The following is a 21699-nucleotide window of genomic DNA, read 5'->3' as shown; positions in this document are numbered from 1 at the left end:
GCGAGCGTTCTGGACGTGCTCAGCCCAGCGCGATGCTGAACACGTGGAAAGTGCCGCCCTGGATGGTGCCCGGCAGGGTGATGCTCTTGACCTGCTTGCCGGCCTGCAGGGCGATGGGGGCGGTGGCGAAGAGGAAGACGTTGAGCTGCTGGGAGGTGCCGCCGCCGGCATTGCGGTACGGCATGGAGACGACGGTCCGGTTCCCGTACGCCACCGGCGCGCCGCCACCGCCCAGGGCCCAGTCGGACAAGCCGACGGAGGCGGTCTGGGTGGTGCCGTCGGTGTAGGTGACGGTCAGGTTGCCGGAGGCGTTGCCGTTGCCGGCGCTGCCGAGCAGGGACAGCTGGGTGGCCCCGGCCGGCCCGTCGACGTTGATGGTCTGGCCGCCGGCGTTGACGTTGTCGAGCTCGCCGACGGGGACGTTGGGCCACACGAACTTCAGCCCGTCGGAGTCGGTGACGGTCGAGCCGGGGTTCACGCCCTTGGCGGCCAGGGCGTTGCGGGAGTAGCTCCAGCCGCCGCCGTCGTAGTTGCCGATCTGCTGGTTGTCGTCGGGTGAGGTGCCGACGTTGTTGTAGGTGGCCCGGAGACTGCCGGGCTGGGCCACCAGCACGGCCAGGGTGGAGCCGTTGATGGCGGTTCCGTTGGCGGTGTAGGAGATCGGGATGTTGTAGGTCTGCTCGGCGGTGCCGGCCGCGACCGAGATCGTCACCGGAGCGCTGGCCTTACCACCGGGATCGGTGGTGAGGTCACCGGAGGACGGGGTGATGGTCAGCCCGGCCGGCGCGGTGGCGGTCCAGTGGACCTTGCTGCCCTGCCCGGAGAGGTCCTGCACGCCGACGTTGGCGGTGGCGGTGCCGCCGCCCGGCGCGACGACCCGGGACGGATCGACGAAGGTGCTCTGGTTGACGGCCCCGTCGGTGAACGACGGCGGCGCGTCGGCGTGGTCCGCGCCCCAACTGGTGTTCGGCGTGGACGACAGCGAGAAGTCCAGCGTGCCACCGGTGTTGACGAACGACTCGGGCAGCCACGGCTTGGTCCACGCCTGGCCGTTGAGCTTCAGCGAACTGATGTACGGCGTCGAGGTGGACGCGCCCGGGGCGTTGATGGTGATCTTCTGGCCGCCCGGCCGGGTGATCACGGCGCTGGTGAACTCCGGCGTGTTGAGGGTCATCTCGGCGCGGCCCGGGATCTCCGGGTACATGCCCAGCGAGGCCCACACGTACCAGGACGACATCTCACCCAGGTCGTCGTTGCCGACCAGGCCGTTGGGCCCGGCCTTCCAGATCTGCTGGCGGATCTGGTTGACCAGCGCCTGCGCCTTGTAGGGCTGCCCGCTGAAGTCGTAGATCCACGGCGTCTCCAGCGTGGGCTCGTTGCCCAGGAACGCGTGCGGGTCGCTGGGGCCGGCGTTGAGCTTGGTGAAGAAGTCGTCCAGCCGCTTGTTCACGGCGTCGTCGCCGCCCAGCGCGGTGATCAGGCCGCTGTAGTTGTACGGCACCATCCACGTGTACTGCGAGCCGTTGCCCTCGGTGTAGCCGCCGGGGTCGGCCGGGTTGAACGGGCTGCCGAACGAGCCGTTGGCGCTGCGCGGCTGGAGGTAGCCGGTGGCCGGGTTGTACAGGTTCTGCCAGTTCTGGGCCCGCTTGATGAAGGTGTTGTACGTGGCCGAGTCGCCGAGCCGGCGGGCCAGCTGCGCGATGGAGAAGTCGGCGCTGGTGTACTCCAGGGTGTCGGAGGCGACGCCGGGCACGTAGCCGAGCTTCAGGTAGTTGGCCAGGCCGGGCCGCTCGTCGTAGCCGACGGTCGGCTGGGTCGCGCCCCGCTCCATCAGCAGCAGCGCCTGGTTGGCGTCGAAGTTCTTGGCCCCGAAGGCATACGCCGTGGACACGATGATGTGGTACGGGTCGCCGTTCATCACGCCGGTGTAGTCGTTGGCGACCGTCCAGCGGTCCCAGGACCCGCCCTGCGCGGCGAACTGCACCATCGAGTTGGCGATGTCCGAGGTCTCGTTCGGCGCCAGCAGAGCCAGTAGCTGGGTCTCGGATCTGTAGATGTCCCAACCCGAGAAGTTGGTGTATATCGCGTGTCCCTTGGCGGCCTTGTGGATCTGGCCGTCGAAGCCCGGGTACTGCCCGTCCGAGTCGGAGAACACGTTGGGCTGCAACAGGGAGTGGTACAGCGCGGTGTAGAAGATGGTCTTCTGGTCGTTGGTCCCGCCGGTCACCGCGATCTGGTTGAGCCGGCTGTTCCACGCCGCCCGGGCCGCCGCGGAGACCTGGTCGAAGGTTTTGTTCGGGTTCTCCGCCTTGATGTTGCCCTTGGCCCCGTCGACCGACACGAAGGAGACGCCGACCTTCACGTTGACGGTCGGGGACTTCGTGTTGTCGAAGGTGACGTACGCGCCGCTGCCGGGCCCGGAAACCGTGGTGTCCTGGGGCTTCACCGACTGCGACTTGACGTCGGCCTTGGCCTTGGCCGCCGTGGGGTCGGCCGTGTTGGGGGCGCTGGTCACCGGGGCCTTGGGCTCGGACATGCCGCGCTCGGTGTCCTTGCCGGGCGTGACGGCGCCGTTGTGCCAGGTGCCGGTGCTGGCGAAGTTCTGGTCGAACTGGGCGTAGAAGTACACCCGGTAGTGGTCGCTGGCCCCGCAGAAGTGGCCGCTGGCCGCGTAGCCGCTGATGTAGTTCTTGCCGATGGTGACCGAGGCGTCGTCGGTGCCCATGATCGAGCCGGAGACGTTGACCAGCAGCGTGGACGTCGGCCCGACCGGCCAGGTGAAGCGGCCGGCGCCGGTGCGCTGGGTGGTGCTCAGCTCCACCTTGGCCCCGTTGTCCAGGTTCACCCCGTAGGAGCCGGCGGTCACCTTCTCGTTGCTGTGCGAGAAGGTGGAGATGTACTTCATCGGGTTGGCCGCGGGCGAGTCGGTGATGTCGCCGACCACCGGCATGAACGGGATGTCCTGGTAGGTGTCACAGCCCGCGCCGGACAGGTGGGTCAGGCTGAAGCCCTTGATCCGGTTGTCCTGGTAGTAGTACCCGCCGTGCTGGAGGGTGACGGTGTCCGGGCTCCACTGCACCATGCCGAACGGCACGTCCGCGCCCGGGTAGGTGTTGGCGGCCCCGCCGCCGGTGCCCATGTCGGCGTCACCGGGCTGGGTTCCGATGTAGGGATCAACCCACTGGGCAAGATCCTGGGCCTTCGGCGTGGGCGCGGCCGTCGCGGCGGTGGCCATGAACGGCGACACCACCATCGCCAGCGCCGTGCCGATCACGGCCGCGGCGCGCCAGCGCCGTCTCGGGACTCCGAACATCTTGGCGGTCGCCTCCCGTGGCTCGAACGCACGTTCGTCGAGCGGCAGGCGTGACAACCTTGTCGCGACGCCCGGCAGGTCCGCTCGACCCGGGGCAACACTGCGGAGCGTGTTGGTTCTGCGTCAAGACGTCATCTGCCAGCCTGTCTGCTTCCGGACAACGACATGCCGCCGTATGCAGCAACAACGGACATTAACAGTGTGAACAGCGAAAACGGGCCGGATGACGGTGCGCCCCGCTCTTTGTTCTTGACCGGTTCACAACCATTGACAAGCCGTGTGTGGATCCGGTGAGATCGCGCCATCATGACAACGTTGTCGAGCCTCGGTCCACGACGGGTCCGCCGCGCCACCATGAGCGACGTGGCGAGGCTGGCCGGGGTCAGCATCAAAACGGTCTCCCGGGTGGTCAACGACGAGCCGGGAGTGCATCCCGCCACCGCCGAGCGCGTGCTGGCGGCCATCGACCAACTCGGGTTCCGCCGCAACCTGGGCGCCCGCAACCTGCGCCGCGGTTCGTCCACCGGCACCATCGGCATGGTCCTGGAGGACGTCGGCAACCCCTTCTACTCCGGCATCACCCGGGCCGTCGAGGAAGTCGCGCGACAGTACGGCCGACAGGTGCTGACCGGCTCGTCCGACGAGGACCCGGGCCGCGAGCGCGAGCTGGCCCTGGAGTTCTGCGCCCGCCGGGTGGACGGCATGCTCGTGGTGCCGGCCGGCATGCAGCACGGTTACCTGGTGCCGGAGATGCGCGCCGGCATGCCGGTGGTGTTCCTGGACCGGCCGGCCGGCGACGTCGTCGCCGACACCGTGCTGGTGGACAACATCGGCGGCACCGTGCTCGCCGTGCGCCACCTGGCCGCGCACGGCCACAACCGCATCGCCTTCCTCGGCGACGCCCCGGACATCTTCACCGCCAACGAGCGGCTGCGCGGCTTCCGCGAGGGCTGCGTGCGCGCCGGCATCCGCTACGACGAGGACCTGGTGGCGATGGGCCCGCACGACGAGCGGGGCATCGCCGAGGTGCTGCGCCGCATCGGCGAGCACCGCCAGCCGGCCACCGCCGTGGTCGCCGGCAACAACCGGATCACCGTGCACTTGTTGCGGGTGCTGGCCGGCAGACCCAACCGCCCCGCCCTGGTCGGCTTCGACGACTTCGAGCTGGCCGACCTGATCGACCCGCCGGTGACAGTGATCGCGCACGACGCGAGCGCTATCGGCAAGGCCGCCGCCGAACTGCTGTTCTCCCGCCTCGACGGGGACACCTCCCCGCCGCGGCGGGTCGTGCTACCGGTGCGTTTGGTACCCCGTGGATCAGGAGAAATGCGACCGTGAGTGATGTTTTGCGGCCCGTCCGGTTGGCCGCCAACCAGCCCCGGCAGTTCTACCGGGGCGGCGCGGCGATCGCCGAGCTGCGCGGCCTGGCGGCCACCGCCGACTTCGGCCCCGAGGACTGGGTCGGTTCGATCACCACCCAGTTCGGCAAGCAGGCGGGTCTGTCGCCGCTGCCCGACGGCACTCTGCTGCGGGACGCGGTGGCGGCCGACCCGACCGCCTGGCTGGGGGCGGAGCACGTCGCCGAGTACGGGGCGGACACGGCGTTACTGGTGAAGCTGCTGGACGCGGGCCAGCGGCTGCCGGTGCACTACCACCCGACCGACGCGTTCGCGGCCGACCACCTGAACTGCCGGCACGGCAAGACCGAGGCCTGGATCGTGGTCGGCACCACCGGCCCGAACCCAACCGTCCACATCGGATTCAAGGCCGACGCCGACCCGGCCGTGGTCGACAACTGGGTGACCACTCAGGACCGCAAGGCCATGCTGGACGCGCTGAACACAGTGCCGGTCAAGGCCGGCGACACGGTGTTCATCCCGGCCGGCCTGCCGCACGCCATCGGCGAGGGCGTGTTCATCGTCGAGCTCCAGCAGCCGACCGACTTCTCCATCACCATCGAGTGGCAGGGCTTCCTGGACGGGCCGGACTCCTGGCACCTGGGTCTCGGCCAGGCCACCGCGTTGCGGGCGCTGGACTTCTCCGGCTGGGACGCGGGCCGGCTGGACACGATCGTCAAGCACACCGCCGAGCGCCGCGAGCCGGTCGTGGACCTGTTGCCCAACAGCGACTTCTTCCGCGCCCAGCGGCTGCACGCCGACTCCGCGGTCGAGCTGGCCCCGTCCTTCGCCGTGCTGGTCGCGTTGGAGGGCGAGGGCCGGCTGCACGTCGAGGGCGGCGACCCGATCGCCGTGCGGCGCGGGGACACGTTCGTGGTGCCCCACTCGGCCGGATCGTCCAAGTTGGACGGTGGAGTGGTCGCCGTCCGGTGTCTACCCCCGGAGGTGCGCACGTGAGCACGCCGCTGCTGGAGGCGAAGTCGCTCGTCAAGCACTACGGCAGCGTCGAAGCGCTGCGTGGGGCCTCGTTCGCGGTGTCCGCGGGCGAGGTCGTCTCGCTGATCGGCGACAACGGCGCCGGCAAGTCCACGTTCATCAAGTGCCTGTCCGGCGCGGAGCAGCCCGACTCGGGCCAGATCCTGTTGGACGGCAAGGAGATCCACCTGGACTCGCCGACCGTCGCCCGCTCGCTGGGCATCGAGACGGTGTACCAGGACCTGGCCGTCGCGCCCGACCTGGACCCGGCGGCCAACCTGTACCTGGGCCGGGAGATCAAGCGCAAGGGCCTGCTCGGCGCGCTCGGCATGCTGGACAAGGCCGAGATGCGCCGGCGGGCCAGTGAGGAGTTCTCCCGGCTGGGCGTCACGCTGCAGAGCGTGGACGTGCCGATCGGGGCACTGTCCGGCGGGCAGCGGCAGAGCGTGGCCGTGGCCCGGTCGGTGGTGTGGGCCAGCAAGGTCGTGTTCATGGACGAGCCGACCGCCGCGCTCGGCGTGGTGCAGCGGGAGCGGGTGCTGGACGTGATCCGCAAGGTCCGGGACCAGGGCATCGGCGTGGTGCTGATCAGCCACAACATGCCCGAGGTGCTGTCGGTGTCGGACCGCGTCGAGGTGCTGCGGCTGGGCAAGCGGGTGGCCCGGTTCAAGGCGTCCGAGGCGTCGTTGGAGGACCTCGTCGGCGCGATGACCGGCGCGCTGATGCAGGAGGACGCATCGTGAGCACAGTGACCGAACAAGCCCCGAAGCAGGAGCAGCGCTCGCTGGCCAAGCGGTTGGCCGGCGCGAACACGCTGTGGATCGGGCTGGTCCTGCTGGCGGTGATCGTCGTGTTCGGCGCCATCAACCCGACCGGGGTCCTGAACCTGTTCAACTTCCAGCAGCTGCTGATCGAGACCGCGGTGCTGCTGGTCTTGTCGGTCGGCATGACGTTCGTGATCGTCACGTCCGGTATCGACCTGTCCGTCGGCTCGGTGCTGGTCTTCTCCGGCGTCACGTCGGCCCTGACCATGAACGCGATGTGCGGCGGCGACTCCACCAACGGCGGCTGGGGTGTGGTCATCGTCGGCGGCATCGTCGCGATCGTCAGCGGCTGCGCGTGGGGTGTACTCAACGGGCTACTCATCGCTAAGGCCAAGATCCCGCCGCTGATCGTGACGCTCGGCTCGTTCGGCGCCGCGCTCGGCGCCGCCGAGCTGCTCACCGGCGGTTCCGACGTGCGCAGCGTGCCGGACACCCTGCGGGACTCGCTGGGCTTCGGCACCCTGCTCGGCGGAGTCCCGACCATGGTGATCTTCGCGGCGCTGGTGACCGCGATCGGCGCCTGGCTGCTGAGCACCACTCGCTTCGGCCGCTACACGTACGCCATCGGTTCGAACGAGGTGGCCGCGCAGCGCACCGGCATCAGCGTGACCCGGCACCTGGTGCTGGTGTACGTGCTGGCCGGCGGCCTGTCCGGGCTGGCCGGCTTCATGTCGCTGGCCCACTTCACCACCACCACGTTGACCAGCCACAGCACGGACAACCTGAACGCGATCGCCGGCGTGGTGCTCGGTGGCACCAGTGTCTTCGGTGGCGTGGGGTCGGTCATCGGCACGGTGATCGGCGTTTTCATCCCGGCGGTGCTCAGCAAGGGCCTCACCATCATCCAGGTGAACCAGTTCTGGCAGCCCATCGCGGTCGCGATCGTGCTGGTGGCGGCCGTCTGGTTCGACCAGACCCGCCGCAAGGCACGCAACCAGCGCTGACTGGCAAGGAAAGGTCTATCAACGATGACAGACACCAGAAGGATCACCGGCCTCGCCGCGCTGGCGGCCGTGTCGCTGCTCGCCACGGCGTGCGCCGGGCAGGTCGGACAGTCCTCCGGATCGTCCTCTTCGGACAACAAGAGCCTGGTGCTGATCCCGGGCATCACCGCCGAGCCGTTCTACATCTCCATGCAGTGCGGGGCCGAGGCCGAGGCGAAGGCCAAGGGCTACACCATCAAGACCCAGGCCCCGCAGAAGTTCGACCCGGCCGACCAGACGCCGATCGTCACCGGCGTGCTGGCCAACAAGCCGGCGGCGGTGCTGATCGCGCCCACCGACGACAAGGCCATGGCCGCTCCGATGAAGCAGCTCAAGGACGCGGGCGTGAAGGTCGTCGAGGTCGACACCTCCTTGCAGGACACCTCCATCTCGGCGTCGTCCATCTCCTCCAACAATGAGCAGGGCGGCAAACTGGCCGCCGACACGCTCGCCAAGCTCGTCGGTGACAAGAAGGGCTCGGTGCTGGTGCTCAACACCACCGCCGGCACCTCCACCACCGACGCTCGGGAGAAGGGCTTCAAGGAGGAGATCGCCAAGTACCCGAACCTCAGCTACGTCGGGCAGCAGTACACCGACAACGACGCCGCCCAGTCGGCGTCCAAGGTGACGGCGACCCTGTCCAGCACGCCCGACCTGATCGGCATCTTCGCCACCAACCTGAACACCGGCGAGGGCGCGGCCACCGGTCTGCGCACCGCCGGCAAGACCGGCGCGGTCAACCTGGTCGGCTTCGACGCCAGCCCCAAGGAGGTCAGCGACCTCAAGGACGGCAGCTTCCAGGCGCTGATCGCCCAGGACCCGGCGACCATCGGCAAGGACGGCGTGGACCAGGCGGTCGCCTCGCTGACCGGCGGTTCGGTGACCCGCAACATCGCCACCGACCTGGTGTCGATCACCAAGGACAACATGGACCAGCAGTCCAAGTACTTCTACAAGTCCAGCTGCTCCTGACCCAGGTGGCTTTCAGCTGAACAGTCCCGGTGAGGGGTCGGATTCCGGCCCCTCACCGGCTATTTTCCCTCTGTGCTGACCAAGCTGCTGCTGACCGGCGCGCTGGTGCTGGGTGTGAACCCGCCGGCCGCTCCCGTCGAGGTGCTGGCCCCGGGGGTCGAGGTCTGGTCCGTGACGCTGGGCCAGGGCACCGGCCACAACAGCTGGACCGTCACCGTGGCCGTGCCGAGCTCCAGCCAGGACCCGGATGCCCCGCCGGCGGCCCTGGGCACCCAGGATCATGCGCAGGCCCTGGTGCAAGCCTTGTCCGCCAAGGGTTTCGCCGCCCGGGCCGAGGAAGTCGACTGGCCGGCGTTCGCGGATTCGCCGCGCGGGGCGCTGGGCTGGCGGGTTCGGGTCGGGTCGTTCTCCTCGCAGGCCGCGGCCGCTTCGACCGCAGCTGCGATGAAGGCGGCGGGCTTCACCGTCACCACCGAGTGGACCGGCCAGGACGGCCCGCAGTCGCAGGGCCCGGAGCACGTCAAGGTCGCCGTCGTCGACCCACGGCGGTTCACCGGCCAGGTCGTCGCCACCCACGGCCCGTCGGCCACCGGCCGCCGCACCACCTCGTCGCTGGCCGCCGCGGCCGGGGCGCTGGTCGGCGTGAACGGCGGGTTCTTCGTCATCGACCCGGCCGACGGCATCCCGGGTGAGGCCGCGGGGCTCGGCGTCTACGACGGCCAACTCCAGAGCGAGGCCACCGACGGCCGGGTCGAACTGGCCCTCGGTCAGCGGCCGTCGATCGGCAGCCTGCGGACCCAGGTCACCGTGAACGGCATGACCGTCAACGGCGTCAACCGAAAGCCCGGCATCATCCGCAACTGCGGCGAGCCCGGCGACCAGCCGACGTCCAAGCCGTTGCACGACACCACCTGCGCCAATCCCAACGAGCTGGTGCTGTTCACGCCCCAACTCGGCACGTCGACGCCCGCCGGCGATGGCGTGCAGGCCGTGCTCGACGCACACGGCGTTGTGACGGCGTTGCAGCCCCGGGGTGGGGATGTGCCGGCGAATGGCCATGTGCTGCAAGGCATCGGGACCGGGGCCGCGTGGCTTTCCGCCCACGCCCAGCCCGGTGCCAAGCTGCGCCTCGACTCTCGGGTCGTGGACCAGCGCGGGCGAACCGTTCAAGCCCAAGGGGTTCTGAACGGCGGCCCGTGGCTGGTGCGCGACGGCCGCGTGTCGGTGGATGCCGTGGCCGACGGCGTTTCCCACCCCGGCGATCCCTCGTACCTCTACGGCTGGGCCATCAAGCGCAACCCCCGCACCATGGTCGGCCTCGACCGCTCGGGGCGTCTGATCATCGTGACCGTGGACGGCCGGCAGCCCGGCTACAGCGAGGGATTCTCCGTGCTGGAAGGCGCTCGGATGCTCGCCGGCCTGGGTGCGGTCCAGGCCATGAACCTCGACGGCGGCGGCTCAACTGCCATGGCTGTCAACGGAAAGCTCGTCACCTCCCCGTCCGACGCCACCGGCGAACGCCCCATCGGCGACGCCCTCCTCATCCTCCCCCACTAACCCCCGCGAGTCCCGCTTAGCGTCACACCGAAATGCGGTTGTGGGCAGAAACTCTTCTGCCCACAACCCGGCACTCAGCTTCCCCAACGTCACCGGCGACCGAAGGTTGGGCTGGAGCAGGGTGCCGCTCGCGACCAGGATCCCCAGCCCCGACCAGCGAGGGGCCAGGTGGGCGAATAGCGCCACCGCGTGCCACAGCGGGCCGGGTCGCACCTGGGTCGACAGCCAGATCGCCGCCACGAGCAGAATTGTGGTGGTCGCCGCGGTCAGGAGTGTCGCGTAACCCCTTGTCACGCCGGGCGCCAGCACGAGTTGATCGGAATCGTTCACATCTGACCGGGCCCACACCCCTTTTGTTCGCTTCCGGGTCACTGACCAGCACCGGAACGGCCGCGAAACCTGCTGCCCCGACAAGGGAAAGCCCGTGCCCGCCCCGGTACGCACACGGGCTTCCGCAGCATCAACACGCCGATTGTCCACAGTGGACTGGCGTGCCCGAAACCTACATTCGGTGTGTCTGAAGCGTGAGTCACGGGGTCTGCCGGGGTGCTAGCGGCGGGATTTGGTGGCGGTGCGGGCGGCCTTGTGGGCGCGGTCGGCGGCCTCGCCGGCCTTCTTGGCGGCGGCCCGGGCCCGCCGCACCGAACCGGATCCCTTGGGCTCCAACGCTTTCAGGCTCGCCTCCAGCGCCGTCAGCAGGTCCCCCGAGCCGTTGGGCTGGATCGGCACCTCTGGCCGGATCACCTCGTTGCCGGCGGCCTTGGCCTCGATCAGCTCGTCCAGGGCCTCGCGGTACGCGTCGGCGTGCTCGGCCGGATCGAAGTCCCGGGTCAGGCAGTCGATCAACGCGGTGGCGGCCTTGAGCTCCGGCAGCCGGACGTCCACGTCCTCGTCCAGGAAGGGAAAGTCCGGGGTGCGGATCTCGTTGGGCCACACCATCGTCTCCAGCACGAGCACGCCGTCGCGGACCCGCACCACGCCCATGGTCTCCCGCTGCCGGAAGGCCACCTTGATCACCGCGACCTTGCCCGACCGGCGCAGCGCCTCGGCGAACAGGACGTACGGGCGGACGCCGTTGGTGTCGGGCTCCAGGTAGTAGCCGCGGGACAGGCACAGCGAGTCGATCTGCTCGGGCGGGGCGAAGGCGTGCACGGCGATGGTGCGCAGCGTCGGCACCGGCAGCGTGGCCAGATCCTCGTCGGTGATCAGCACGACGTCCCCGCCGCCGGTCTCCGCGGCCCGCCCCACCTCGGCCGCCGGCACCTCGGCGCCGTCGATCTCACAGTGCCGGGTCAGCCGGATCCGTCCGCCGTCGACGGCGTGCACCTGGCGCAGCCCGAGCCCATGCTCCTCAGTCGCCTTGTACGCCTTGACGGGAATGCTCACGAGCCCGAATCCGATGCTGCCCTTCCAGAAGCTGCGCACAGTCGACCCCTCCTCGACGGCTGGCCACGTCAACAACGGCGGGGGAAGCACCTCGGTGGCGCTCGAAAACGCTTGCGGTCCAGGGTAATCGGCGAAAACGACGGCGTTGCTGCTACGAACGGGTGTCGCCGTCGGCGAGACTTTCCAGCAGCGGCAAGGACTCGTCGAGAGCATCCGCCGTAGCGTCGGCGGCGTCGGACGCAGCACACAGTACTTCGGCCAGCGCAGTCACCGCCGCCGACAGGTCGATGACCCCTGCGCCACCTGCCGGGCCACCATCCGCGTGACGGGCCAGGTTGCCCAGCGCGACCGCCAGTTGCCGCTGGGCCCGCGCCAGCACCGGCACGATCGCCTGCACGTCGTCCATGCCGTTGAACTCGGCCCCGGCCAACTCGGCCGCGCACGACTTGAGGTGGGCTGCCGCCACCGTCGCGGGCAGGATCGGAGCACTGGTCACCCGCGACATCCTGCCACCGCCGGTTGGATCAAGCTCGCCGACTCACCGACACCACCCCCGCCACCAGACCGGTCCACCACCACCCACCCAGCGCCATTCGCACCAGCAAACGCCACATGTGCGCCACAGTCGACTCCCAGAGCTACATGTGGACCACATGTGGCGAAAAAAGGGAGGGGCGGGGTCAGGGGGTGGAGAGGCCGGCGATGAGGTCGTCGGCGGCGGCGTAGGGGTCGACTTCGCCGGCGGCGACGCGTTTGGCCAGCTGGCTCAGGGCGGTGCCGCCGCGAAGGTCGCCGATGCGGGAACGCAGGTGGGCCAACGCGATGGCCTCGACCTCGGCGGCGGCGCGGGCCTGTCGGCGCTGCTCCAGCTCACCCCGGTCGACCAGCCACTGGTGGTGCTTGTCGATGGCCTCCACCAGCTCGTCCAGGCCCTCGCCCTGAGCGGCGACGGCCCGCACCACTGGTGGCCGCCAGCTGGGGCCGAGCCGTTCGCGGCGGGCCAGCGACAGTCCGTGCTTGAGCTCCCGGACGGTCCGATCGGCGCCGTCCCGGTCGGCCTTGTTCACCACGAAAACGTCGGCGATCTCCAGGATGCCGGCCTTGGCCGCCTGGATGCCGTCGCCCATGCCCGGCGCGACCAGCACCAGCGTGGTGTCGGCCAGCCCGGCCACCTCGACCTCGGACTGCCCGACGCCGACGGTCTCGATCAGCACCACGTCGCAGCCGGCGGCGTCGAGCACCCGCAGCGCCTGCGGCGTGGCCCAGGACAGCCCGCCGAGATGCCCGCGGCTGGCCATCGACCGGATGAACACGCCGGCGTCGGTGGCGTGCTCCTGCATCCGCACCCGGTCGCCGAGCAGCGCCCCGCCGGAGAACGGCGAGGACGGGTCCACGGCCAGCACGCCGACGCGAAGTTCCTTGCGCCGCAACGCGGTCACCAGCTGGGAGGTCATCGTCGACTTGCCGACGCCGGGCGCGCCGGTGAGGCCGACCACCCACGCCCGGCCGGTGTGCGGGCCGAGCGCGGCGGCCACTTCCCGCAGGTGCGGGCTGGCGTCCTCGACGAGCGAGATCAGCCGCGCGACCGCCCGCGGCTCGCCCGACCTGGCCCGAGAGACCAGGTCGGGCACGTCGACGGTTCGGGTCACTAGTTCTTGGGCACGCGAACGATCAACGCGTCACCCTGGCCGCCGCCACCGCACAGCGCGGCCGCGCCGACCCCGCCGCCGCGGCGCTTGAGCTCCAGCGCCAGGTGCAGCGCGATACGGGCGCCGGACATGCCGATCGGGTGACCCAGCGCGATGGCGCCGCCGTTCACGTTGACCTTGTCCTCGGACAGGCCGAGCTTGCGGGCCGACACCACGCCGACCGCGGCGAAGGCCTCGTTGATCTCGACCAGGTCCAGGTCGGCCGGGTCGATGCCCTCCTTGGCGCAGGCCTTGCGAATGGCGTTGGACGGCTGCTCGTGCAGGCTGGCGTCGGGGCCGGCGACCACGCCGTGCGCGCCGATCTCGGCCAGCCAGCTCAGGCCCAGCTCCTCGGCCTTGGCCTTGCTCATCACCACGACCGCGGCGGCGCCGTCGGAGATCTGCGAGGCGGAGCCGGCGGTGATGGTGCCGTCGGAGGCGAACGCCGGCCGCAGCTTGGCCAGCGTCTCCACGGTGGTGTCGCCGCGCACGCCCTCGTCGGTGCTGAACAGCACCGGGTCGCCCTTGCGCTGCGGGATCGCCACCGGCACGACCTCGTCGTCGAAGACGCCGTTGCGGGCCGCCTCGGCCGCGCGCTGGTGCGAGCGGGCCGAGAACGCGTCCTGCTCCTCGCGGGTCAGGCCGTAGCGGGAGTTGTACTTCTCGGTGGACGAGCCCATCGCGACCTGGTCGAACGCGCAGAACAGGCCGTCGTAGGCCATGTGGTCCTGCAGCGTGACGTCGCCGTACTTGAAGCCGGCACGGGACTTGGGCAGCAGGTGCGGGGCCTGGGTCATGGACTCCTGGCCGCCGGCCACCACGATGTCGAACTCGCCGGCCCGGATCAGCTGGTCGGCCAGGGCGATCGCGTCGATGCCGGACAGGCACACCTTGTTGATGGTCAGCGCGGGCACGTCCATCGGGATGCCGGCGGCCACCGCGGCCTGCCGGGCCGGGATCTGGCCGGCGCCCGCGGTCAGAACCTGACCCATGATCACGTATTCGACCTGGTCGGGTCGGACCCCGGCTCGTTCCAGCGCGCCCTTGATGGCGACGCCACCGAGTTGGGCTCCGGAGAAGTCCTTGAGCGAGCCGAGCAGTCGTCCCATCGGGGTGCGGGCCCCCGCGACGATGACGGAACCGGACACGACAGCCTCCAGCGGCGATGCGGGCGGTTGGTCTTGTGGACCATACCGGCCGGTAGCTTTGCGCGCGGCTGTGAGTAGCCGCACAACCAGCATGACTAGTGATAACGGGATTTGAGGCTACTACCCTGCGGTGGCATGACTCTGCGCGCTGAACTGGGCGACCTCGTGACCGCCATCGACCACGTCGGCATCGCGGTGCCGGACCTGGACGCCGCGATCGCCTTCCACCGGGAGACCTTCGGGCTCGAAGTCGCCCACGAGGAGGTCAACGAGGAGCAGGGCGTGCGGGAGGCGATGCTGCGGGCCCCCGGCGACACCACGGGCGCGGCCATCCAGCTGCTCGCGCCGTCGCGGCCGGACTCCACCATCGCCAAGTTCCTCGACCGCAGCGGTCCTGGCCTGCAGCAGCTGGCGCTGCGGGTGACCGATGTGGACGCCGCCTGCGACGCGTTGCGGGCCAAGGGACTGCGGGTGCTGTTCGAGAAGCCCAAGCGCGGCACCTCCGACAGCCGGGTGAACTTCGTGCACCCCAAGGACGCCGGCGGCGTGCTGGTCGAGCTGGTGCAGCCGGCCGAGGGGCATTGATTCAGAAACCCCTGACCCGTAACCGATTCAGAGCAGCCCGGACCGCATCGCCGCCGCCACGGCGTGCGGCCGGTTGCGCAGGCCCAGGCGACGTTGCAGCATCTCGATCACGTTCTTCACGGCGCGTTCGCTGATGCCGAGCCGGCGGCCGATCTGCCCGGAGTCCAAGCCCTCGGCCAGCAGCCGCACCACGTCCAGCTCGCGGTCGGCCATGCCCGAGGCGACCAGACCCCGTGGCCGCAGCACGTCCCGCTGCACCTGGGCGATCTGGCCCAGCAGCTGCCCGAGCAGCGTCGGCGGCAGCTGGCCCTGGCCGGCCGCGGCGGCGAACACCGCGCGGGCCAGTCGCTCGGGCGTGGCGGCCGCGATCGGCAGCACGCCGACCACGCCCCGTTCCACCAACGGCAGCACGTCCACGTCACGTAGCTGACTGGTCACCAGCACGACCCTGGTCGGCTCCGTCTCGGCGACGCGGCGGAGCAGGGCCAGCGTGCGGCCGCTGACCGCGGGCACGCACACCACCAGCACGTCCGGCCGCGGCCGCTGGCCGTGGCGCACGACCGTGAGGTCGGGGCGGCCGTCGAGACAGCCGAGCACCCCGCCGAGCGTGATCGGATCCTCGGCGTGGGCCGCGACCACCAGTCGATTCACGGAAATCACCTCGACGGCGAGCGTAGGCAGCGAACTCGCCGGCCCGGCCGGCGCTGACCCGATCATTCCGCGACCGGCCTGGAATTCCGTGGCCCGGCGGTCGAAAGGGAAAGGCGAACATCCCACCCGATCGGGTGGACTCACGGAGCGCCGGCGCCCAGGGCGAGAGCGTCGGCGATGAAGGCCAGCTCCCGTTCCATCGTCACCCGGCCGGGATCGGGCTCGGTCTCGTGGCGGGCCACCGAGTGCTGGTAGCTGACCGCCAGCGCCAGCAGCTCGGCCGCGCTGTCCACGTCGGCCTCGCACTGGACCTCGCTGCCGGCCGCCATGATCACCTTGCGGATCAGCGCGACCAGGTGCCGGAACCGGCCCTGCAACGCGTCCCGAACGGTGTGGTGGGTGTCGGCCTCGCGGTAGAGCAGGCTGCTCAGCACCAGCGACTCCTGCCGGCGGCGGTCCAGCTCGGCCAGCAGCCGGCGCAGGCTGCCGGCCACGTCGTCGGCCACGACCACCCCGGACAGGTCGAGGCGCTCGTCGGGCAACCGCTCGACGAGCGCCACAAGGAGATCCGGCTTGCGTTTGAAGTAGTAGTGCACGAGCCCCTTGGGCACGCCGGCCCGCTCGGCGATCCTGGAGGTGGGGGTGGCCTCGAACCCGGTCTCGGCGAACAGTTCCTCCGCCGCCGTCAGGATTCGTTCCCTGGCCGGCATCTCCGCCACCCGCACCTCACCACATCGTCAGTGTGATCCAGCCAGTCCGCGGTGCGCGGACGTCGCCACCGGCAGGGCCACCGCGCCCGCGAGCACGGTCAGCACGCCGCCGATCCAGGAGACCCAGGACGCGCCGGACATCGCGGTGTAGCCCATCACCCAGGGTGCCACGAACAGCAGCACGCCGAGGACGATCTGCACCCACTCGCCGGCCACCAGGCTGGGGGACGCCAGCGACCACAGCCCGTCGAGCACGACGAGCACGCCGAGGACGATCATCGTCCACGCCGCGGCCGCGGAGGTCGTCACCACGATCGGCGAGAGCGCCACCAGCGCACCGATCACGACCTCGGTCCAGTCCTGCCACCTAGTCCATGACTTGGCCATTTGAACCCCTCCACATCCTCGTGGGATGCACTGATCATGCGCCTTGATTGGCCGGCCGGTCAAGAACTGTGACCGCGTAGACATCTGGTCTCCGACCTGCGACTACCTCGAACTGTCAGGGCCGCGTCGTACCGTGCCGTATGCGGAAAATCGTGTTCTCGCTGTCGACGTCCCTGGACGGCTTCTTCGAGGGGCCGGACCGCGAGATCGACTGGTCCCTCGCCGACGACGAGCTGCTGGCCCACATGAACGACCAGTTCCGGGACGCGAGCGCGTTCCTGACCGGCCGCATCACCCACGAGCTGATGGCCGCGGCCTGGTCGGGTGTCGCCGACGACCCGGACGCGACGCCGCTGATGGCCGATTTCGCCTCGATCTGGGTGCCGAAGCCGAAATACGTCTTCTCCCGGACCGTCGACCACGCCGAGTGCAACGCCACCGTCAAACGGGAGGTGGTCGTCGAGGAGATCCGGGAACTGCAGCGGCAGCCCGGCGGGGACATGGTGGTCGGCGGCCCCGATCTGGCCCGGACCTTCCGCGACCTGGACCTGATCGACGAGTACTGGATCTACGTGCACCCGGTCCTCATCGGCCGCGGCCACCCCATGTTCCAGCCCACCGACGCCCGCTCCAGCCTGACACTCGCCGACACGCGGAGCTTCGGCAACGGGGTGGTCCGGCTGCGCTACACACGCTGACGGGTGAACCGGGCCACATCCGTAGTTCTGGATCGTTACTCGTGGGTAACCTGCCTCCAACCTGCGATCGGACCCATCGAGGCCCCGGAGGCACCGCCGTGCAGAAGATCCTTGACGCCATCCTCGCCGACGAGCTCGACGCGCTCGCCCACCTGCCCGTCCCGGAGACATACCGGGGCGTGACCGTGCACGCCGACGAGGTCGAGATCTTCGACGGCCTGGCCACCGCCGACAAGGACCCGCGCCGCTCGCTGCACCTGGACGAGGTGCCCACCCCGGAGCTGGGCCCCGGCGAGGCCCTGGTCGCGGTGATGGCCAGCGCCATCAACTACAACACCGTGTGGACCTCGATCTTCGAGCCGCTGTCCACCTTCGGCTTCCTCAAGCGCTACGGCAAGACGTCGCCGCTGGCCTCCCGGCACGACCAGCCCTACCACGTGGTCGGCTCCGACCTGGCCGGCGTTGTGCTGCGCACCGGGCCCGGCGTGCAGGCCTGGAAGCCGGGCGACGAGGTGGTCGCGCACTGCCTGTCGGTCGAGCTGGAAAGCCCGGACGGGCACAACGACACCATGCTCGACCCGGAGCAGCGGATCTGGGGCTTCGAGACCAACTTCGGCGGGCTGGCCGAGCTGGCGCTGGTCAAGACCAACCAGCTGATGCCCAAGCCCCGCCACCTGACCTGGGAGGAGGCCGCCTCCCCGGGGCTGGTCAACTCCACCGCCTACCGGCAGTTGGTGTCCACCAACGGCGCCAATATGAAGCAGGGCGACACGGTGCTGATCTGGGGCGCCTCCGGCGGGCTGGGCTCCTACGCCACGCAGTTCGCGCTCAACGGCGGGGCGATCCCGGTGTGCGTGGTCTCCAGCGAGGAGAAGGCCGAGCTCTGCCGGCGCATGGGCGCGGAGCTGATCATCAACCGCAGCGCCGAGGGCTACCGGTTCTGGAAGGACGAGCACGAGCAGGACCCCAAGGAGTGGAAGCGGTTCGGGGCCAAGATCCGCGAGCTGACCGGCGGCGACGACCCCGACATCGTGTTCGAGCACCCCGGCCGGGAGACCTTCGGGGCCAGTGTGTACGTGGCCCGCAAGGGCGGCACCATCGTGACCTGCGCGTCCACCAGCGGCTTCCTGCACAGCTACGACAACCGGTACCTGTGGATGAACCTCAAGCGGATCATCGGCTCGCACTTCGCCAACTACCGCGAGGCGTGGGAGGCCAACCGCTTGATCGCCAAGGGGAAGATCCATCCCACACTGTCCAAGGTGTACACACTGGCCGAGACCGGCCAGGCCGCCCGGGACGTGCAGAGCAACGCGCACCAGGGCAAGGTCGGCGTGCTGTGCCTGGCCCCGGCCGAGGGTCTCGGCGTGCGCGACGGCGAGCTGCGGGCGCGGCATCTGTCCGACATCAACCGGTTCCGAGGTGTGTGAGCTGTTTTCCGGCCTCCGTCGTGCACACCGGCATCACCCGTACCGGTAGCGTGGTCCCATGGCCCTTGGCAGCGACCGTGATCTCGTCCCGTTGGGAACCGGCTTCGACGTCGTCAAGCGCGGTTACGACAAAGCCCAGGTGGAGGACCACCTGGAACGGCTGGACGCCGACCTGAAGCTGCTGGCCGCCGACCGGGATGCCGCCGTGTCGCAGGCCAACGACCTGGCCCGGCAGCTGGAGAAGGCCCGGTCGGAGATCGACGACCTGCGCGGACAGGTGGACCGGCTGTCGCTGCCGCCGACCACGTTGGAGGGCCTGAGCGAGCGACTGCAGCGAATGCTGAAGCTCGCCCAGGAGGAGGCCAACGAGACCAAGGCCCGCGCCGAGGCCGAGGCCGGGCACATCCGGGTCCGGGCCGAGGAGGAGGGCGCGGCGCTGCGGGCCCGGTACGAGCAGATGATGCGCGACCTCGACGCGCGGCGGGCCGCCATGGAGACCGAGCACAAGGGTGTCATGGAGGCCGCCCACACCGAGGCCAAGCGCATCACCGACGAGTCGGCCGCCCGGCGTGACGAGGCCGACGAGGCCGCCGCCCAGGTGCGGACCAAGGCCGACACCGACTCCCTGGCCAAGCGGACCCAGGTCGAGGAGGACTTCGAGATCGCCATGGCCTCGCGGCGCACCGACGCCATGCGGGCCCTGGCCGAGCAGGAGGCCGCCAGCAAGAACGAGGCCGAGAAGCGGGTCCGGGAGGCGACGGAGGAGGCCAACCGCCGCCGCCACGACTCCATCGCCGAGGCCACCGCCCGGCTCCAGGAGGCCACCGACGAGGCCCACCGCCGTGTCCGCGAGGCCACCGAGGAATCCGCCCGCCGCGTCGGCGAGGCCACCCGCCGCGTCGACCACCTCCGTGGTCTGCGCAACCGCATCGCCGGCCAGCTCACCGAGGCCCGCGGCCTGATCGTCGCCGCCGCACCCATGCTGGAGCGGCTGCCCGAGGAGAAGACCGCCGACGAGTCCCCGACCGTGCAGGTCAAGGTGCCCGAAGGCGGCATCCCCGCCCCGGGCTCGGCTCAGGGTCAGGCGGCGCAGGGTCAGCCGACTGGCACTCCGGCCACGCAGGGCCAGCCCGCTCAGGGGCAGCCCGCCCAGGGCAACGCCGCTCCGGCCCAGGCCACTGGCGCTCCCGCTGGTCAGGCTTCGGCTGTGCAACCGCAGCCCGCAGCCGCGCAGGCCCAGGCCGCGCAGGGACAGCCGGCGCAGGGACAGCCGGTCCAGGGCAAGGCCACTCCCGCCCAGGCGAGCGGGCAGCCCCAGGCCACTGGCGCTCCGGCGGCCGGTCAGGCTGCTCCGGCTCCTGCCGCACCGCTGACCGCCACCAACCCGGCCGCTCAGGCGGGAGGCCGGCCGGCGACGCCGCAGAACCAGGTCACGCAGCCCGTGCAGCAGGTCCCGGCCAAGCCCGCGGCCCCGCGCCCGGGTCGTCCGCAGGCCAAGCAGCCGGCGAAGCAGCAGCCGCAGCAAGCCAAGCAGCAGCCGGCCCAACAGCAGCCCGCCGGCAAGGACGCGGAGCAGACCAAGAAGATCCAGCGGCCGACCCCGCCGCGCCAGTCCGCCAAGCGCTGAGCCACAACCGACCCGACCAGCCCAGGACCTCGCCAGGTCCTGGGCTGGTTGTCGTTTCAGTCCACGAAACCCTGTTCCGCCAACCAATCCAGGACCACCGCGGCGAACGCCTCGGGGTCTTCGACCGGCGGCAGGTGCCCGCAACCCGCCAACTCCACAACGCGAGCGCCGGGCACCGAAACCGCGCCGGGGGCCATCAAGGCGTCCTCGGCGCCTCGTACGACGAGGGTCGGCGCGGTCACGCCGGCCAACAGCTCCGTCGAATCGGGGCGGGCGGCCATGGCTCGTTGGGCTCGGGCGACGACGGATCCGGGCTGGGAGTCGATGAGAGCACGCAGCGTGGCCAGCACCTCAGGTCGGGCGGTGGGGGCGACGAGGTTGGGGAGCATGGCCTCGGCCAGCCAGCCGGCGACGCCCTCGGACTCGGCGCGGGCGGCGATGGCGAGCCGGTTGTCCCGAGCCTCGGGGGTGTCGGCGGCGGACTTGGTGTCGACGAAAAGCAGGCCGGCGACCTGGGCGGGAGCCTTGCGGAGGATGGCCATGGCCAGGTAGCCGCCCATGGAGCAGCCGCCGAGCACGAAGGGCTCGTCACCCAGGTCAGCGAGCAGGGTGTCGGCGGCGGCGTCCAGGCTGGGCGGCCCGTCGCCGAGGTCGGGCGTGACCAGCCGCAAACGTTTGGCGAACGGCTCGCGAATGCCGTCCCACATTCGGGCGTCGAGGGGGAATGCGTGCAACAGGACCAACCTCATGCCCGCCGACGCTACTGTGGACGGTCGTGGCTGACCATCCGCTCATCCTGCTGACCGGGACCTCCGCCGCCGGCAAGACCACCGTGGGCCGCCTGCTGGCCGACGCGCTGCCGGCGAGCGCCTTCGTCGAGGGCGACGCCGTGCGGACCATGATCCGCAACGGCCGGGCCGACATGACCCCGGAGCCGACACCCGAGGCGCTGCGCCAGCTGGCGCTGCGGTACCGGCAGACCGCGCTGCTGGCCGACTCCTTTCACGAGGCCGGATTCGCCACGGTGGTCGAGGACGTCATCATCGGCCGCCACCTGGTGGAGTTCGTCCGCTCGCTGAAGGCCCGGCCGTTGCACGTGGTGGTGCTCGTGCCGGACGAACCGACGGTGCGGCGGCGCGAGGCGGAGCGGGGCAAGATCGCCTACGACGACGTGTGGACGCCGGCCGCGCTCAACGCCGTGGTGCACCGGGACACCCCGCGCATCGGCCTGTGGCTGGACACCTCCACCCAGACCGCCCAGGAGACGGTCGAACAGGTACTGAAGCGGCTCCCGGAAAGCCGCATCGAGCACCTGTGACCGTTGCCCGACGTGGTTCGGCGCAGGCTCGCCCAGGTTCCGGCTGTCCG

General features: G+C 70.4%; 20 protein-coding genes. 11 read left to right on the top strand and 9 right to left on the bottom strand.

Annotated elements, in window-relative coordinates:
• Nucleotides 1-19: 19 nt before the first annotated feature.
• Nucleotides 20-3313 carry a GH92 family glycosyl hydrolase gene (locus JJ691_RS45255; RefSeq protein WP_249227442.1) on the bottom strand — a complete coding sequence of 1098 codons (3294 nt, stop codon included), beginning with the start codon at nt 3311-3313 and terminating at the stop codon, nt 20-22.
• Between the two features lie 354 nt (nt 3314-3667).
• Between JJ691_RS45255 and JJ691_RS45250 the strand changes: the two genes are divergently transcribed.
• The 6 genes from JJ691_RS45250 (at nt 3668) to JJ691_RS45225 (ending at nt 10021) form a co-directional block, all read left to right on the top strand.
• Complete coding sequence (locus JJ691_RS45250) at nt 3668-4651, top strand: LacI family DNA-binding transcriptional regulator (protein WP_211772134.1); 984 nt, start codon at nt 3668-3670, stop codon at nt 4649-4651.
• Entirely contained in the window at nt 4648-5667 is a 1020-nt protein-coding gene (locus JJ691_RS45245; protein WP_211765551.1) for a class I mannose-6-phosphate isomerase, read from the top strand. The genes JJ691_RS45250 and JJ691_RS45245 overlap by 4 nt, the downstream gene beginning before the upstream one ends.
• On the top strand, nt 5664-6428 hold the full coding sequence (locus tag JJ691_RS45240; RefSeq protein ID WP_211765550.1) for an ATP-binding cassette domain-containing protein: 765 nt from the start codon (nt 5664-5666) through the stop codon (nt 6426-6428). Before JJ691_RS45245 ends, JJ691_RS45240 begins: the two co-directional genes overlap by 4 nt.
• Nucleotides 6425-7453: an ABC transporter permease gene (locus JJ691_RS45235; protein WP_211765549.1), complete on the top strand. Its 1029-nt coding sequence runs from the start codon at nt 6425-6427 to the stop codon at nt 7451-7453. The genes JJ691_RS45240 and JJ691_RS45235 overlap by 4 nt, the downstream gene beginning before the upstream one ends.
• Nucleotides 7454-7477: 24 nt before the next feature.
• Nucleotides 7478-8464 (top strand): ABC transporter substrate-binding protein, encoded by a 987-nt coding sequence (locus tag JJ691_RS45230; RefSeq protein ID WP_211765548.1) that lies wholly within the window; start codon nt 7478-7480, stop codon nt 8462-8464.
• 72 nt (nt 8465-8536) lie between these two features.
• Nucleotides 8537-10021 (top strand): phosphodiester glycosidase family protein, encoded by a 1485-nt coding sequence (locus tag JJ691_RS45225; protein WP_211765547.1) that lies wholly within the window; start codon nt 8537-8539, stop codon nt 10019-10021.
• A 549-nt stretch (nt 10022-10570) separates the two neighbouring features.
• Here the strand turns inward: JJ691_RS45225 and ku are convergent.
• The 4 genes from ku to JJ691_RS45205 form a co-directional block, all read right to left on the bottom strand.
• Nucleotides 10571-11446, bottom strand: coding sequence for a non-homologous end joining protein Ku (gene ku, locus JJ691_RS45220; protein ID WP_211765546.1), 876 nt, complete (start codon nt 11444-11446; stop codon nt 10571-10573).
• Nucleotides 11447-11558: 112 nt separating this feature from the next.
• A complete protein-coding gene (locus JJ691_RS45215; RefSeq protein ID WP_211765545.1) occupies nt 11559-11903 on the bottom strand; it encodes a hypothetical protein in 345 nt (114 codons plus the stop codon).
• 184 nt (nt 11904-12087) lie between these two features.
• On the bottom strand, nt 12088-13056 hold the full coding sequence (meaB, locus tag JJ691_RS45210; protein WP_211765544.1) for a methylmalonyl Co-A mutase-associated GTPase MeaB: 969 nt from the start codon (nt 13054-13056) through the stop codon (nt 12088-12090).
• A complete protein-coding gene (locus JJ691_RS45205) occupies nt 13056-14243 on the bottom strand; it encodes an acetyl-CoA C-acetyltransferase (RefSeq protein WP_211765543.1) in 1188 nt (395 codons plus the stop codon). The genes meaB and JJ691_RS45205 overlap by 1 nt, the downstream gene beginning before the upstream one ends.
• A 135-nt stretch (nt 14244-14378) precedes the next feature.
• On the opposite strand from JJ691_RS45205, the gene mce reads away from it, so the two are divergent.
• Nucleotides 14379-14828, top strand: coding sequence for a methylmalonyl-CoA epimerase (gene mce / locus JJ691_RS45200; protein WP_211765542.1), 450 nt, complete (start codon nt 14379-14381; stop codon nt 14826-14828).
• Between the two features lie 27 nt (nt 14829-14855).
• On the opposite strand, the gene JJ691_RS45195 is transcribed toward mce, so the two are convergent.
• The 3 genes from JJ691_RS45195 to JJ691_RS45185 all read right to left on the bottom strand — a co-directional run bounded on the left by JJ691_RS45195 (nt 14856) and on the right by JJ691_RS45185 (nt 16576).
• Complete coding sequence (locus JJ691_RS45195) at nt 14856-15479, bottom strand: response regulator transcription factor (protein ID WP_249227441.1); 624 nt, start codon at nt 15477-15479, stop codon at nt 14856-14858.
• A 140-nt stretch (nt 15480-15619) separates the two neighbouring features.
• Nucleotides 15620-16189, bottom strand: coding sequence for a TetR/AcrR family transcriptional regulator (locus JJ691_RS45190; RefSeq protein WP_211772133.1), 570 nt, complete (start codon nt 16187-16189; stop codon nt 15620-15622).
• A gap of 27 nt (nt 16190-16216) precedes the next feature.
• The gene (locus tag JJ691_RS45185; protein ID WP_211765540.1) at nt 16217-16576 is read right to left on the bottom strand and encodes an SPW repeat domain-containing protein; all 360 of its coding nucleotides are present in this window, start codon (nt 16574-16576) and stop codon (nt 16217-16219) included.
• A 140-nt stretch (nt 16577-16716) separates the two neighbouring features.
• On the opposite strand from JJ691_RS45185, the gene JJ691_RS45180 reads away from it, so the two are divergent.
• The 3 genes from JJ691_RS45180 (at nt 16717) to JJ691_RS53215 (ending at nt 20331) form a co-directional block, all read left to right on the top strand.
• Nucleotides 16717-17274: a dihydrofolate reductase family protein gene (locus JJ691_RS45180; protein ID WP_211765539.1), complete on the top strand. Its 558-nt coding sequence runs from the start codon at nt 16717-16719 to the stop codon at nt 17272-17274.
• A gap of 98 nt (nt 17275-17372) precedes the next feature.
• Nucleotides 17373-18704, top strand: a complete 1332-nt coding sequence (gene ccrA, locus JJ691_RS45175) for a crotonyl-CoA carboxylase/reductase (RefSeq protein ID WP_211765538.1) — start codon at nt 17373-17375, stop codon at nt 18702-18704.
• Nucleotides 18705-18762: 58 nt separating this feature from the next.
• The gene (locus tag JJ691_RS53215) at nt 18763-20331 is read left to right on the top strand and encodes a chromosome segregation protein (RefSeq protein ID WP_211765537.1); all 1569 of its coding nucleotides are present in this window, start codon (nt 18763-18765) and stop codon (nt 20329-20331) included.
• Between the two features lie 56 nt (nt 20332-20387).
• Here the strand turns inward: JJ691_RS53215 and JJ691_RS45165 are convergent, their stop codons facing one another.
• Nucleotides 20388-21080, bottom strand: coding sequence for an alpha/beta fold hydrolase (locus JJ691_RS45165; RefSeq protein WP_211765536.1), 693 nt, complete (start codon nt 21078-21080; stop codon nt 20388-20390).
• A gap of 26 nt (nt 21081-21106) precedes the next feature.
• Between JJ691_RS45165 and JJ691_RS45160 the strand changes: the two genes are divergently transcribed.
• Complete coding sequence (locus JJ691_RS45160) at nt 21107-21649, top strand: AAA family ATPase (protein ID WP_249227440.1); 543 nt, start codon at nt 21107-21109, stop codon at nt 21647-21649.
• The last annotated feature ends 50 nt before the right edge of the window (nt 21650-21699 follow it).

Source organism: Kutzneria sp. CA-103260, from assembly GCF_018263855.1.
Lineage (GTDB): Bacteria > Actinomycetota > Actinomycetes > Mycobacteriales > Pseudonocardiaceae > Kutzneria.
This window is presented reverse-complemented; position numbering and strand designations above follow the sequence as displayed.

What these genes read in the sequence shown, in the direction of transcription:
- JJ691_RS45255 (WP_249227442.1), bottom strand. Translation starts at nt 3,313, where the DNA reads ATGTTCGGAGTCCCGAGACGGCGCTGGCGCGCCGCGGCCGTGATCGGC.
- JJ691_RS45250 (WP_211772134.1), top strand. Translation starts at nt 3,668, where the DNA reads ATGAGCGACGTGGCGAGGCTGGCCGGGGTCAGCATCAAAACGGTCTCC.
- JJ691_RS45230 (WP_211765548.1), top strand. Translation starts at nt 7,478, where the DNA reads ATGACAGACACCAGAAGGATCACCGGCCTCGCCGCGCTGGCGGCCGTG.
- mce (WP_211765542.1), top strand. Translation starts at nt 14,379, where the DNA reads ATGACTCTGCGCGCTGAACTGGGCGACCTCGTGACCGCCATCGACCAC.
- JJ691_RS45190 (WP_211772133.1), bottom strand. Translation starts at nt 16,189, where the DNA reads ATGCCGGCCAGGGAACGAATCCTGACGGCGGCGGAGGAACTGTTCGCC.
- JJ691_RS45185 (WP_211765540.1), bottom strand. Translation starts at nt 16,576, where the DNA reads ATGGCCAAGTCATGGACTAGGTGGCAGGACTGGACCGAGGTCGTGATC.
- JJ691_RS45180 (WP_211765539.1), top strand. Translation starts at nt 16,717, where the DNA reads ATGCGGAAAATCGTGTTCTCGCTGTCGACGTCCCTGGACGGCTTCTTC.
- JJ691_RS53215 (WP_211765537.1), top strand. Translation starts at nt 18,763, where the DNA reads ATGGCCCTTGGCAGCGACCGTGATCTCGTCCCGTTGGGAACCGGCTTC.
- JJ691_RS45165 (WP_211765536.1), bottom strand. Translation starts at nt 21,080, where the DNA reads ATGAGGTTGGTCCTGTTGCACGCATTCCCCCTCGACGCCCGAATGTGG.